Source organism: Mesonia aquimarina, from assembly GCF_003667275.1.
Classification (GTDB): domain Bacteria; phylum Bacteroidota; class Bacteroidia; order Flavobacteriales; family Flavobacteriaceae; genus Mesonia; species Mesonia aquimarina.
On sequence record NZ_RCNV01000007.1, the window covers coordinates 88,534 to 103,491 of the forward strand.

Annotated in this window: 8 protein-coding genes; 6 read left to right on the plus strand and 2 right to left on the minus strand. The window is 33.5% G+C overall.

Annotated elements, in window-relative coordinates:
* The first annotated feature begins 3 nt into the window (after positions 1-3).
* From D9R05_RS10255 to D9R05_RS10270, 4 genes are all read left to right on the plus strand, one after another.
* Complete coding sequence (locus tag D9R05_RS10255; protein ID WP_121667134.1) at positions 4-717, plus strand: PspA/IM30 family protein; 714 nt, start codon at positions 4-6, stop codon at positions 715-717.
* 2 nt (positions 718-719) lie between these two features.
* Positions 720-1,421, plus strand: a complete 702-nt coding sequence (locus D9R05_RS10260) for an OB-fold-containig protein (RefSeq protein WP_121667135.1) — start codon at positions 720-722, stop codon at positions 1,419-1,421.
* A gap of 16 nt (positions 1,422-1,437) precedes the next feature.
* Complete coding sequence (locus D9R05_RS10265; protein WP_121667136.1) at positions 1,438-3,528, plus strand: flotillin family protein; 2,091 nt, start codon at positions 1,438-1,440, stop codon at positions 3,526-3,528.
* 309 nt (positions 3,529-3,837) lie between these two features.
* Positions 3,838-8,700 (plus strand): DNA repair ATPase, encoded by a 4,863-nt coding sequence (locus D9R05_RS10270; protein ID WP_121667137.1) that lies wholly within the window; start codon positions 3,838-3,840, stop codon positions 8,698-8,700.
* A 151-nt stretch (positions 8,701-8,851) separates the two neighbouring features.
* Here D9R05_RS10270 and D9R05_RS10275 read toward each other — a convergent pair whose 3' ends face one another.
* Positions 8,852-10,252 carry an RtcB family protein gene (locus tag D9R05_RS10275; protein WP_121667138.1) on the minus strand — a complete coding sequence of 467 codons (1,401 nt, stop codon included), beginning with the start codon at positions 10,250-10,252 and terminating at the stop codon, positions 8,852-8,854.
* 149 nt (positions 10,253-10,401) lie between these two features.
* Here D9R05_RS10275 and D9R05_RS10280 point away from each other — a divergent pair, with 149 nt between their 5' ends.
* Positions 10,402-11,418 carry a helix-turn-helix transcriptional regulator gene (locus tag D9R05_RS10280; protein WP_121667139.1) on the plus strand — a complete coding sequence of 339 codons (1,017 nt, stop codon included), beginning with the start codon at positions 10,402-10,404 and terminating at the stop codon, positions 11,416-11,418.
* Here D9R05_RS10280 and D9R05_RS10285 read toward each other — a convergent pair.
* Positions 11,415-14,108, minus strand: a complete 2,694-nt coding sequence (locus D9R05_RS10285) for a DEAD/DEAH box helicase (RefSeq protein ID WP_121667140.1) — start codon at positions 14,106-14,108, stop codon at positions 11,415-11,417. The genes D9R05_RS10280 and D9R05_RS10285 overlap by 4 nt on opposite strands.
* A gap of 144 nt (positions 14,109-14,252) precedes the next feature.
* Here D9R05_RS10285 and D9R05_RS10290 point away from each other — a divergent pair, with 144 nt between their 5' ends.
* A complete protein-coding gene (locus D9R05_RS10290) occupies positions 14,253-14,864 on the plus strand; it encodes a DUF4403 family protein (RefSeq protein ID WP_121667141.1) in 612 nt (203 codons plus the stop codon).
* Positions 14,865-14,958 lie beyond the last annotated feature (94 nt).

The following is a 14,958-nucleotide window of genomic DNA, read 5'->3' on the forward strand; positions in this document are numbered from 1 at the left end:
GTTATGAACATTTTTAGACGATTATTTAAAATAGGTCAGTCAGAAGCCAATTCTACCATTGACAAGATGGAAGACCCTATTAAAATGACTGAACAAGGAATTAGAGACATGAAACAAGACTTAGAAAAGAGTCTAGAAGCTTTAGCTCAAGTAAAAGCATTAGCTATTCGAGCAAAAAATGATCAGGAAGAACATCAAGATAAAGCGGAAGATTATCATAATAAAGCTATTTTAATCTTGAAAAAAGCCGAAAAAGAACAGATGGAAAAAGAGGAGGCAGATCGTCTTGCTAAACAAGCTTTATTAAAAAAAGAAGAATCACAACAACACGTAACACGTGCTAAAGAAGAAGTGAAAAAGTTCAATGAATCTATTATTCAACTTGAAAATAATATTCAGGGAATTAAAGCCAACATCAGTAACTGGGAGAATGAACTTAAAACTTTAAAAGCCCGCGTAAAAGTATCAAGTGCAACTAAGAACTTAAACAAACAAATGGCAGAAATTGATAGCTCAAGCACGGTTTCTATGCTAGAACGTATGAAAGAAAAAGTGGCACAAGAAGAAGCTTTAGCAGAAGCTTATGGCGATATTGCAAATGCATCTAAATCGATAGATGAAGAGCTTGAGAAAGCTGCAGATAGTTCTGAAGCAAAAGCCGATGACGATTTATCTAAACTTAAAGAACAGTTAGGACTTAATAACAAAGACGCGTAACATTGAACGATTTATTCAATATCATATTTTCTGAAGTAAACCTGGTACTTACCTGCTTACTTATCTTGCTTATCGCTTACTGGATTTTAACCATGATTAGCGGAATTGATTTTGACTTAGATGTTGATGTAGATATTGATGTGGATGTAGATGCCGATGTAGGGATCGAAGGTGGAAATATGGATTTTCAAGATGTTTCTAATGCCGAGGTTCATAAAGATACAGTCGTCGGTAAACGGCGACAGCCACTTAAATGGTGGCAGGTTTTTTTAATTTATTTCAATTTCGTCGGGCTGCCATTTATGTTCACTTTTACATGTTGGGTTTTTGTTTGGTGGTTTATTACCGTGTTTACCACAAGTATTACTTATACTTACGATTCAAGTTTCGGTTTTTTAATAATGATTTTAGCCTTTATTCCGGCGCTTATTATTACAAAAATCATTACCACACCGTTCAAGAAGTTCTTTAAAAATCTAAATAAAGATGGTGATAAAGCAGTTGATTATATTGGTAGACGTGGCGTGATGCTTTCTACCATTACTGAAGAACGAATGGGGAATGCCGAAGTGATTATTGATGGCAACTCTTACAATATTTATGTGAAATCACTCGATGGATCAACAATAGCCTATCATCAAGAAATTTTAATTATCAACAAATCGAACGATAACAATTATTTTTTAGTACAAACCTATAACTAATTTAACTTAATTTATTATGGAAGGAATTTTACCTATTATCGGGATAGGACTGGGATTAGTCTTATTCTTAATCGTGATATACTTTGCTATAATCGCGATGTTTTACAAAAAAGTTCATCAAGGTCAAGCGCTTATTCGTACTGGTTTTGGAGGAACAAAAGTAGCAACCGACAAAGGGCTGTATGTAGTACCGGTTTTTCACCGTGTTGAAATTATGGACGTTTCGGTAAAGAAAATTCAAATCGAACGTCAGGCACACGAAGGTCTTATCTGTAAAGACAATATGAGAGCAGATATTAAAGTCGCTTTTTTCGTTCGGGTTAATAATGACATTAGCTACATTAAAAAAGTAGCACAGACTATTGGTGTTGCTAGAGCTTCTCGAATAGAAACTTTAGAAGATCTCTTTGAAGCTAAGTTTTCTGAAGCTTTAAAAACCGTCGGTAAAAAGTTTGAATTTATCGAACTTTACGAGGCGCGTCGAGAATTTAGAGACGAGATTGTTAATATTATTGGTACAGATCTTAACGGCTACACCCTAGAAGATTGTGCGATAGATTTCTTAGAGCAAACTCCTGTACAACATTTAAAAGCAGATAATATTTTAGATGCAGAGGGAATAAAAAAGATCACCGATCTTACCGCTGCTCAAAATGTAAAAGCCAATTTAATTAAACGTGACGAAGAAAAAACCATCCGTAAACAAGATGTAGAAGCACGGGAAGCTATTCTTGAACTAGATAAGCAACTGGCTGAAAAAGAAGAGTCTCAAAAGCGTGAAATTGCCAACATTAAAGCAAGAGAAGGGGCCGAAACACTAAAAGTGGCAGAAGAAGAGCGCTTAAAGTCTGAAACCGCCCGTATTGCTACCGAAGAAAAGGTGAAGGTTGCAGAAGAGAATATGAACCGTCAAATTATTGTAGCAGAGAAAAATAAACTACGTACCGATGCTGTGGAAACGGAACGCGTAGAAAAAGATCGTTTGCTTGAAGCTACAGAACGAGAACGTGTGGTCACTTTAGCTCAAATTGAAAAAGAAAAAGTAGTTGAAGTTGAGAAGAAAAACATTCAAGATGTCATTAGAGATCGTGTGATGTTAGAGAAAGGAGTAGTTGAGGAGCAAGAAAATATGAAAGATATTGAAGCCTTTAAAACTGCCGATCGTGATAAGAAAGTAAAAGTAACTAATGCCGAAGCTCACGCACAAGAAGAATTAATTAAAACCATTAAAGCTGCTGAAGCTCAAAAAGAAGCGGCAAAACAAAAAGCAGAAGAAATTAATATTGAAGCGATGGCTCGTAAAGATGCCAGTGAAAAAGAAGCAGAAGCCAGAAAAACATTAGCCGAAGCTCAAGCCAAAGAAGAAGCGATTATCGGTATGTCTGAGGCTCAGGTAATGCACGCAAAAGCAGATGCTAATGAGCGTCAAGGAATTGTAGATGCTTCTATTATCGAGAAAAAAGCGAAAGCAGAAGCTGCCGGTATCGAAGCAAAAGCGGAAGCTTCTAGAAAAGAAGGAAAAGCTGAAGCTGAAGTTATTAAAGAAAAAGCGTTAGCAGATGCTGCCGGAATTGAAGAAAAAGCCGCTGCAATGAAAAAACTTGACGGTGTAGGTAAAGATCACGAAGAGTTTAAATTACGCTTAGATAAAGAATTGCAAATTGATTTAGCCAATATAAATATTCAAAAAGATATTGCTGATGCCCAGGCACAGGTTCTAGGTGACGCTCTGAAACAAGCGAAGATTGATATTGTTGGAGGCGAAACGATGTTCTTCGATAATATTGTATCGCAAATTAGTCGAGGTAAAGGTATAGATAGACTGGTCCAAAATAGTGAGAACATTCAGCAGGTAAAAGATTCAATTTTGGGAAGTGATGATATTAAAGGTAATTTATTAGAAAAAGTAAGGGAGTTTGCTGCCAAATATGGAATATCCACAGAAGATTTAAAAAACCTAACCATTGCGAATCTTTTAATCGATTTAAAGAATAGAACTAATAGTGATAAAGAACATACAATGTTCAATAATTTATTTAATCTGGCTGAAGGCTTAGGATTATCGAATAAGACCATTGGAGCTGTAGGAAAAGAGCGTTTAAGCTAAACTAAAATTAACCTACAAGGTTTAGAAAATCTTGTAGGTTTTTATAGAAGATTACAATCATTTTCATGCTGGATTGTGATTTGCTTTCAGTTCAAGTCATTCGGCGAAACTCAATACGAGCGGAGTCGAGAACTATATAGCACCTAAAATTGAGTGTCACCCTGAACTTGTTTCAGGGTCTCATTTAGATGATTTCAAAATGAGGATTTGATGCTGAGTCAAGCTCAGCATGAAGTTCATTTTAAATACAATTCAATTTCTTTTTAATATTCAGAAGGAATCACACTAACCTCTTGTTCAAAAATTACTATGCAAGAAGAAGAACAAAACAACCAAGCCTTAGACGGCGGTACTTACGAGATTATAAAGAGCAGATTGCAAAAGCAGAAGCAAGAGCTTCAACAGCGGTTGCAGCAACTTAACGAAAACAGAAAAGAAGTTTTCGGTTCTTTGGAAACTAAACTCATCGCCAATAATCGCATCAATACAGAGAATAACTGTATTGCCAGAGATATCGTTTCTATCGATGAGCTTTGCATTTTCGGCTATAATGTTCATTTTGGTTTACGAACTGAAATCACATTAGAAGATGTCTTCAGTATTTATCAATATAAAGATCAGCAATTTGAGCCGGTATCATTAGCATTGATCGAAAATGATACCTTTCAGACTGATTTTACCAACCTTTACAAATATTACAGAAATACCATTTTTTCCAAGTTTGCCGTTATTGGTAATTACTTGCATATGGTTTTTCAACTGAGTGATAGTGTAACCGATATTAAAACCTTTAAATGGTTAATTAAGGATGGGAAGTTAAACTACATTGATAATCGAAGTGAGCACGAATATAAATTTCCGCAGCAGCATGAATTCAATTGGCAACAAGCTGGAAGAGACGAACAACGCCACGGTGAACACGCTCACATTTCTATTTTAGATAGAGTGTTTGTTGAAACCATTGGCGGCGATCTCACCATTAAAATTGAAGATAATACCAACGACGGAAAAGGAATTTATAACGAGCCTGTAGAATACCAAGATCAAACCTTAGATGACGGTCAGTTTAGGTTTGCTAACTTGGGTAATCTTATTGTGTTAGAGATTAAACCTTTTCAAGAAGACGCTCGTTATTTTGTTTACAATCATAAATTACAAGAAGTTCAAAAAATAGATAGCATAAAGGATGCTGCTGTTTTACTACCCGATGAACAAGGAATAATTTTCCCCAACGGGTATTACTTGCAAACCGGGGAATATCAGATTTTTGATAGTGACACGCAAAACTTAAAATTTCAAAAGCGAATAGCTTCCCCAAATGGAGAAGATTACCTCTTTGTGTTTTACGCACAAGATCGTGGGATGTATGTGTTAATGTCTTACAATGTGATCGAGCAAACCGTACAAACACCTATTATTTGTAACGGATATACCGTTCAGCCCAATGGTGAATTATGCTATTTTAAAGGGGAAGACGATCAGACTAAGCATCATATGGTGCAAATTTGGCAAACGCCATTTTTAAAAGGTGATATTATGCCTTCGCAGCATCAAGACACGATGTTGTATAAAATTGGTAATAAAGACATTGTTCGTGCGATGGCCGAAGCACAAGAATTAATTAATCTCCTGAGCAAAGAAGATAATTATAGCGGACTTTATGACGACGTAGCCAAGCTTTCTAAAGACATTTTAGACGCTTATTATTGGCTATCTGAAGAAGAAACGCAACAGTTAAATCTTCCTTTAGTTGAAATTAATAAAGCTGCAAATTCGGCAATCGACGAGTTTGAGAAAGTCGTTCAGCTGAAGCGAAATGCGAAAAAAGAAACCGAAAAATTCACTAAGAAAGCAGAAGAAGTTTTTTCTAAAGTAAAAAGCACTTCGTTTAAATCTATCGAAGATTTTGTGAAGCTTTTAAATCAGATGCGGACCTTAAGAGGGGAAGCGATTGGTTTGTATGAAATTAGGTATATCGATGAAAAGTTCATCAAATCTATTGAAGAAGAAATAGCAACATATACCGAGAAAATTTCTCAGCGTTGTGTGCAGTTTTTATTAGACGATAAAGCCTTAGCTCCGTATCATCAAAAAGTTGAAGAAAAAGAGCAAACACTCGATCGCATAGAGAAAGTTATCGACGCCAAAAAGTTAGAAGAAGAAGTCAATCAAATTGCGCAAGAGTTAGAAATGCTTATTGAAATTGTTTCTAACCTCGATATTGAAGACACTTCACATTCAACTAAAATCATTGATAATATTTCGTTGATTTTTGCAACACTCAATCAGTTAAAAGCAGCGATTAAAAACAAGCGCAAAAATTTAGGCAGTAAAGAAGCCAAAGCCGATTTTGCAGCGCAGTTAAAATTGATTGATCAGAGCATTATCAATTATTTAGATATTGCCGATACCGTAGAAAAAACCGATGATTTTCAAACTAAAATTTCAATTCAGTTAGAAGAGCTAGAAGGTAAATTTGCCGATTTTGATGTCTTTATTACCCAAATCATCGAAAAGCGAGAAGAAGTTTACAATGCCTTTGAAGCTAGAAAAAACTCGATTACAGAAAAACGTAATAAGCGAAGTTTAGCGCTAGAAAATGCTGCTGAAAGAATTTTGAAAGGAGTAGATAAGCGAGCCTTAAATTTAGGTTCTGCGAACGAGATCAATGGCTATTTTGCATCTGACTTAATGGTGAATAAGCTTCGGGACATTATTCAGCAATTAAAAAATTTAGAAAATTCTGGTCGAGCAGAAGAGATCGAAACCAAATTAAAAGTTGCTCGAGAAGATGCGTTACGTAAGCTAAAAGATAAGTTAGAGTTATATGAAGACGGCGACAACGTCATCAAATTTGGGAAACATAAATTTGGAGTAAACAAGCAAAACCTCGATTTAACCATTGTTTACCGAAATAATGAATTACAATATCATTTAACAGGAACAGATTTTTACGAAGAAGTCACTAATTCAACCTTATTAAATTCCAGAAGTCTTTGGGATCAAGAGTATATTTCTGAAAGTGATGAGGTGTATCGAAGTGCGTATTTAGCCTATAAATTATTCCGCAGTTTACCGTTTTCAACTTTAGTGAATGCAAACGCAGAAGAGCTGTTGAAAATTGTTCAAGAGCAAAGCAGTAGCAATTATGCTGAAGGTTATGTAAAAGGAGTTCACGATCGTGATGCTGTCGATATTTTGTCGGTTCTGGTTCGTAAACATCAAGAGTTAGGTTTGCTTCGTTTTTCACCTAAAACCAGAGCACAAGCACATTTTTTTTGGCATAGTTTACCTGAAGAAATTCAACAGAAATTTAATGAAGCTTTAAAATCTTCAGGAGAAGTGTTGAGCTTTTTTCCGGATACCAAAGAATACGATTTTTTATTGCAGCAATTAGAAAAAGAAATCTTGCAAGTTGCTGAGAATTCGGTGTTGTTTTCTTCAGAAAGTAGCAAAGCGATGGCGAGTTATTTATTTGAAGAATTGCAAGACGACGATCAGTTTCAAATTAGTGGAGATGCACTGAAAATGAAAGAAGATTTCATGAAGACGCTTCAGCAAAAACAAGCCGATCTGAAATTTAAAAATAGTTATGAAAAATTGGATGAGCTGGAAGCTAAAATTCAGCTGATCCGACAATGGGTGAAATCTTTCCTTAGAACTTCTTCCACTAACTATGATGAAAACTATTTAGATGAAGTGGTGAGCGTGATTTTATTTTCCGATGATTCGGTTGAAAAAGTAAAACACATTCCGGCAAGCGAAAGCATTCAAAATTTAAAAGGAGATCATCCAAGTTTAAAAGAAGGTGAATTTCAATTTAATTACCATCAATTCATTGAAAATTTAGCGGAATATATTGAAGAAGTAGTTCCGGCATTTCAGCAGTTTAAAAAAGCAAAACATGAGATTACTGAAAGTTTAAAAGAAGAATTGAAGCTGGAAGAATTAAAACCTCGCGTATTAACTTCTTTCGTAAGAAATAAACTGATCAACGAAGTGTATTTACCGCTTTTTGGAGATAATCTCTCCAAGCAATTGGGAACCGTGGGCGACAATAAACGGACGGATAGAATGGGGATGTTGCTATTAATTTCGCCACCGGGTTACGGTAAAACTACTTTGATGGAATATATCGCTAACCGATTAGGATTGGTATTTATGAAAATTAACGGGCCGGCAATTGGGCACGAAGTAACTTCGGTAGATCCTGCAGCAGCCAATAATTCTGCAGCGCGAGAAGAATTAAAACGCCTGAATTTAGCTTTTGAAATGGGAAATAATGTGATGTTGTATTTAGATGACATTCAGCATTGCCACCCCGAATTTTTACAGAAGTTTATTTCACTTTCCGACGGAACTCGAAAAATAGAAGGAGTTTACAAAGAGAAATCTAAAACCTACGATTTACGCGGAAAGAAATTCTGTGTGATTATGGCAGGAAACCCCTATACCGAAAGCGGAGAAAAATTCAGGGTCCCTGATATGTTGGCAAATCGAGCCGATATTTATAATTTAGGAGATGTAATTGGGGATACTTCAGATTTATTCAAGTTGAGTTTGATAGAAAATGCACTCACCTCTAATACAACTTTGCAGCAGTTAAGCAGTAAGAATTTTGACGATATTTATAAGCTGATTGATCGTGTAGAAAATAACAATCCTGAAATTCAATTAGAAGGTAATCATACACCACAAGAAATTCAAGATTACGTTTCTGTATTAGAGAAAGTCATTACGATAAGAGATACCGTATTGCGGGTAAATGAAACCTACATCAAATCTGCTGCGATGGAAGACGAATACAGAACAGAACCACCATTTAAATTACAAGGTTCTTATAGAGATATGAATAAATTGATCGGAAAAGTGGTGCCAATTATGAATAAAGAAGAACTTTCTACTTTATTACTGTCTCATTATGAAAGTGAATCGCAAACCTTAACTACTTCCGCAGAAGCAAATTTATTGAAGTTTAAAGAACTTCGGAACAATTTAAGTCCGCATGAAAGTGAGCGTTGGGAAACCATTAAAGAAACTTTCGTAAAAAACAATAAGTTGAAAGGCTTAGGCAGTAAAAACGAAATGGCACAAATGCTAAATCAAATGATGGCGTTTACCGATAATTTGGAAGGAATTAAAGATGTTTTAGAAAAAGGATTAAAAGACTAATTTTAAAGAGGACGTCTAAAAAGTCTATTTTTGTCAACCTGAACTTGATTCAGGTTCTCATACTGGTTTGTATTTCAGTAATATGAGATTCTGAAATAAATTCAGAATGAAGCTTTTTTTACCTTTTTAGACAGCCTCTATCTTTTTAAGATTAACCTTTTCTTTTCTTCTTCCTTCTACGTTTTCTCCAAGGAGCATTTTTCTGCCAATCACCTGCCATAATGCAACCATAGGGATTTACTTCGTCAATTACAGCGCCAAGCTTAAATTGACTCATTTGTGCTCGTACGGTTGAAGCAGATTTGTAAGCAGTTGGTAATTCAGAAATATCAATTTCATTTGAAAAAAACCGAATATCTAAGCCTTTAGTTTCATTTTTAAAAATTTCCTCATCGGTTAGGTGAGCGAGATTTCTTTTGTGCTGAGATCGACTCATATTTCTACCTGCACCATGTGGTGCAAAACCTAAATTATTATCATTAGTATCCCCTTCAACAATTAAAACCGGTTCAGCCATATTTAAAGGAATTAATCTTGGACCTGTGATATCCGGCATATACTTACTATCTAGTGGTGTAGCTCCTTTAGCGTGATAGAAAGTTTCTCCGTCTTTAAAAACAAAATTATGCTCGTTCCAAAATCTATTTTGTTTTTCTGTTTCAGTTTTTTCTAGAATTGCATCATGAATAAGTTCATGGTTTAATTTTGTCCATTTTCTGATAATTTGCAATGCTTCCCAATATAATTTTCCTTCTTCAGTATCATACGGGATCCAAGCATTTTGTTTTAATGTTTCAGGAGAAATTAATTTTCTAAAACGTTCGGCAATGTGCATTCCCTGTTTATACAATCTTGCTCCTGGGCCTCTAGAACCGTGATGCGTAATTAACATGGTGTTGCCTGTTTTTTCGGAAATTCCAACATATAGAAAGTGGTTACCATCACCTTGCGTTGCTAAATGTTCTTGAGCGATCGATAATGATTTTTTATCATTTAAAAACATGTTAGCTTTAAAAGCTTGTTCTAATTCCTCGGTCATTTTAAATTGTTGTCCTCTTGGCCTTCCACCGGGACCAAAGTGAGTTGATTGTTGAGCAATATCTAGAACAGTTTTAGGATTTGTGTTTCCAAAATCGGTTAGCATTACAGAACAGCAAATATCTGCGCTATGCATTCCTGGATGGATGGCATTTTTAGTAGCTACCACTCCTCCTACAGGAATTGTTCCTTCAGGTCCGGCTGGGCAAGCATCAGGCATTACAGATCCAGAGACAACCGTTGGCGTTTTCATTAGTTTTTCCATAGTTGCTCTAACCTTGGTTACATTATCAATTTCTTGTTCATTTTCTGCCTCTAAATTAAAACTGTATGGAACTGGAGATTCTAAAAGTCCTATTTTTTCCGGTAATCTGAATTGCTCCAAGTAATTTTCCATTTCAGATTTACTTAAATTATTTTCGTTAATATATTCTAGAGCTTCTCTATACCATTTTGCTGGTGGAAATCCCATATTGATTAAATCGTTTCCGGTGATTTTTTCAGTTTTTCTCATTTTAAATAATTTTTAAATTAGCTCCGTTACCTCCTCGTGTAACGGAGCGCTAGTTACAGGTTCGAACTCCGTCTTAACTACAATACAAATATTTATTGTTAACTGCGCAATCTTTTTGCGTAGTTTTGTTTTTCTTAAATTTTATTTTTATGGCAGTTACAAAGAATGCTCTAATACGGTATAAAACCATTGATAAATGCCTGCAAAATCATTACCGAAAATGGACATTAAATGATTTGATTGAGCAATGTTCTGACGCATTATATGATTTTGAAGGAAGAGCTGTAAATGTAAGTAAACGTACCATTCAGTTGGATATTCAGTTAATGCGAAGTGATAAATTGGGTTATAATGCTCCGATTGAAGTATATGAAAAGAAATTTTACAGGTATGGCAATCCAGATTACAGTATTACCAATATTCCGTTAACCGAAAACGATATGAATATTCTAACCGAAACAATGAATATGCTTAAACAATTTGAGGATTTTTCATTGTTTGGTGAATTTAAAGGAGTATTGCATAAATTAGAAGATAAATTATATTCAGAAAAAAATCATCAGCCTTCAATTATTCATTTGGATAGAAACGTAGAGCTACAAGGTTTAGAATGGTTAGATGAATTATACCAAGCTATTTTAAAGCAAGTAGTTTTAAAAATAATATATCAATCATTTAAGGCTATATATCCTTCAGAAATTATATTTCATCCGCATTTGCTAAAAGAATTTAATAACCGATGGTTTTTAGTAGGTAAAAATAGTACAAGTAATAAGGTGTTAACATTAGCTTTAGACCGAATTTTAGGAATAGATTACGACTTTAAGACAGCGTATATTTCAGCAGATTATAATACCGAAGAATATTACAAAGATACGATTGGAGTAACTGTTTTAGAGGAAAGAAATTTAACCGAAATAATATTTAAAGTAGATGATAAAAATGCTCCTTATGTTAGGACTAAACCTTTTCATGCTTCTCAAAAAATAGTAGATAGGCATAAAGATGGAAGCATTACCTTTAAAATGAAAGTTCATCAAAATTTTGAGTTGGAGCGGCTTTTTCTTGGTTTTGCAGAAACCTTAGAAGTTCTAGCGCCAAAAAAATTAAGAAGAAGAATAGCCTATAAATTAAAAAAAGCCGCAGAAAATTATACAATGACTTAATAAATAAATTTTATCAGCTCTTTTATAGCTTTTTGCCGATCTTTTTTCCAAAAGCTATAATGGAGCGGTAAACTTTTTATCCCTGTTCTACCTAAAGTTTTGTAACGCTCTAAATTAAAAGCTTCTCGGTATTTTCCCGGATAACCAATTAAATCGATAAAATAATTTTTCTCGCGGTGGGTCACTAAAATATCTAATAAGCTTCCGGCTACCGGATAGCCACATTTAATTTCTTCAATTCCTTCTTTTTTTAACGCTGCAACCACTTCGTTTTGAAATTGATCTGTTGAATTTTCTTCAGCATTAAAATGAATAAAATTTTCGATAAAATCTAAGTATTGATAAAATAAAGAATCTTGTTTTAACTGATTTTTTTCTACCGAAGTAATTATAATTTGAAGTGATTTTGCACGTGTAATTGCTACATTTAAAACTTCTGGTTTGTTGAGGTGAATGTAAGCAGAATGATGCGTATTGGGACAAACTCCAAAAGTCATGAGAATAATTTCACGTTCTGAACCTTGAAAATTATAAGGCGTTCCGCATAAAACATTAAATTGTTTTAAGGTTGAAAGCTCGTAATGTTCTCTTAAAAGTTTTTTAAGATGAGTAACTTGACTATTAAATGGCGAAATAATTCCGATAGAAGGTTTTAGCTTCACTTCTTTATAGTTTTTAATAATCGTATCTAACTGCTGTAAAACTTGTAGAGCTTCTTTTTCATTTATTCCTTTTTTATTTCTTTCTCCATTTACGTTAATCAGATCGATTTGTTTTTCATTAGTATGATTTGGAGTAGATTTTAAAACTTCTAATTGTCCATCGTAAAATTGACGATTGCTAAATTCGATTAGCGAAGGTGTAGAACGAAAATGTTCTCGCAAAAAACTGATTTGATTTTGATGTTTCGCTTTCGCGATAAAAACGTCTAACACACTTCTATTGCGATAATCGAAAATTTTGTCTTTTGGTAGTTTGTATTTTTTCTGTAAATTAAATTGCTGAGCTTTGGCTACAAAAGAATAATGCCGTAATTGATTTGGATCTCCTGCAATTACTACACGTTTAGCTCTATATAAAGCAGGTAGCGCAGAAGCAATGTCGCACTGTGTAGCTTCATCTATAATTACCAAATCGAAACTATCTTTTTTTAAAGGTAAAACGGCATTAAGTTCAGATAAATTAGCAAGCCAAATAGGAAAAACTTTTAAAACGTGCTCGAAATCTACTTGCTGAAGAATTCGCTTATATTCAGAAAAACTTGAAGAATCCAAGGCGTCGAAAAATTGTGAAATTTCATTGCGATAACGATGAGCGTTATTTTTAATGTTAAGTGCAATTTTTCGTTTAGAATATAAACTGACTTCTTTTTCTAATTGCTTTAAAACTTGATTAATTTCTTTAAAAATGAACCATAATTCTTCACCGTTATAAGAAATTCTATTCAAATAAAAATTTTGCCATTTTTCCCAGAGGTTGAGTTTATTTAAAAATTCTAGATCAGAGCGTCTTAGTTCTTCTTCAATATAATCTTCAAATTCCTGTTCAAGTTTAGCTAGTTTGTTAGAAAGATTTTCAATTTTATTAAGGTCAAAATCTTTTTGTATTCTTGCTGAAATCCCACTTAAATATCGTTTTATTTTTGCTCTTAAGCTTACTTTATAATTATGACCGGTCGTGTGAATTAGATAATTTTTCAGCTTAAAATCCTTCTCTAACATAGTTCGTAAAACTTCAACCGCTTGTTTGGTTTTAGAAACCACTAAAACCGATTGATTATTTACGACAGCATCAGAAATAATGGAGGTAATCGTATAGCTTTTACCGGTTCCTGGCGGACCTACAATTACGGAATTTGAATAATGATAAGCATTTTGCAAGGCTGTATATTGTTCGGCATTTAAACGCGTTTTGTAGAAACTTTTTTCAAAAGGAAATTCACGTAAATTACTACTTAAGAGATTAGTTAAACTGGAGTTGAATTCGGCTTTTTTTGCCATTTCTTTCAAATCATTTAAAACCCGTAAAGAAGATTCAGACTTTTCAACTAAAATAGTTCCTGCGGCGGGGACAATTTGAAAATTATCACTTTCAATTTTTTCAGAAGAAAGATAGCTTCTTATTTTTTGAATTGACCAAACCGTAGGAAATAACAGTAATTCTTCAGTTTCTAAATTTGCTACGTATTTGTCTATAAAACTTTTTAAACCAATATAATTATGATTGTTAATGCGTTCTGAAAGTCGGCGAATAAATTCGTCTTTATCAATAATTTCTTCATTCAGTTCTAGTAAACTTAGCGCCGATCTGTTAATCTCAAAATTTTCATGTTCTATTTTCAAAAACTTTTCTTCATCTAGCGTTTCAATACTTGCAGGAAAAAGTAGGAGTGGAGCGCAAACTCGATTATCTTTAGTTAACGGATTTTCATTTTTACCCAATACAAAAAAACAGCCGTAAAACAATTTTTTCTCTAAATTGTAAAGTTCCATTTCCTTTTCTAAAGCCAAAACTTTTTTATTTGTGTATGGTACTAAAGGAAAATTTTCATAAAGTAATTCTTCCTTGGTTTTCGCGAACCACTTGTAAGTATATTTGGCAGAAAGAATATTGTTTATGGTAAACTCTTTATAATCTAATTGATAGCAACTTCTATAGTAATTGAAAAAATCTTGCGCGTTAAAATTCACTTATAATATAAATTTTGATGACGGAATATACAAATCTTAACAAAACCACCGTAAGGAGATAGAATAAAAAGTTTTTTAAATTTTTAATGACTTTTTTATTGATAATAACTTCATTAAGTTTATAAGATTAATGAACAAGAAAATATGAATAGCGAAACTCCAGGAATCTCCATTCAAATTCCGGTAAAAATAAAATTAGAAGCCATAGAAAAAGTGCTTCGGGAAAAATTAGTCGGTTTTAAGATTCAAAAAGAAGAAGTTGATAGTAAACAATTTGGAGAAGTTCTATCCTTAAACTTACTTCCGGGAAAGTCTGGATATGATTTAGGAATTCAGCTAGAAGTTTTAATGAAAACCCTCTTGTTTAAGAACAAGAAAATTAATTTTAGTTTTCAATTAAAATTTGAATATGATAAAGAACTTCAAGAATTAGATATTAAAGAATACAAGGTAATTGGAGAACAAAAATATTGGCTGACCAATAAGGCACTTAAAGTAATTACTGATTTTATTTTTAAAAAGAAATTATCCAGTCAGTCAAAATTATTCTTGTCACCTAAAATTTCGGAATTACTTGATCAACTCAATAAAAAGCTTGAAAATATAATTGAAGTTAAAAAAGGAATTAGCCTTTTTGGTAGTATTGATAATTTTAAAGTAATTGACCTCTATTTCAAAGAAATTGGCTTGGTCGTATTAATCAATTTTGAAGGAAATATGGCGGCAGAAGTTTCTGAAATTGAATTACCCAATTAAAAAATTAATATTTTTTAAATCTTTTTAAAAGTAAAGAATATAAAAAATCATTAAGAAAAACAGAAAATGAAAAAGAGGCTGTCTAAAAAGTCTA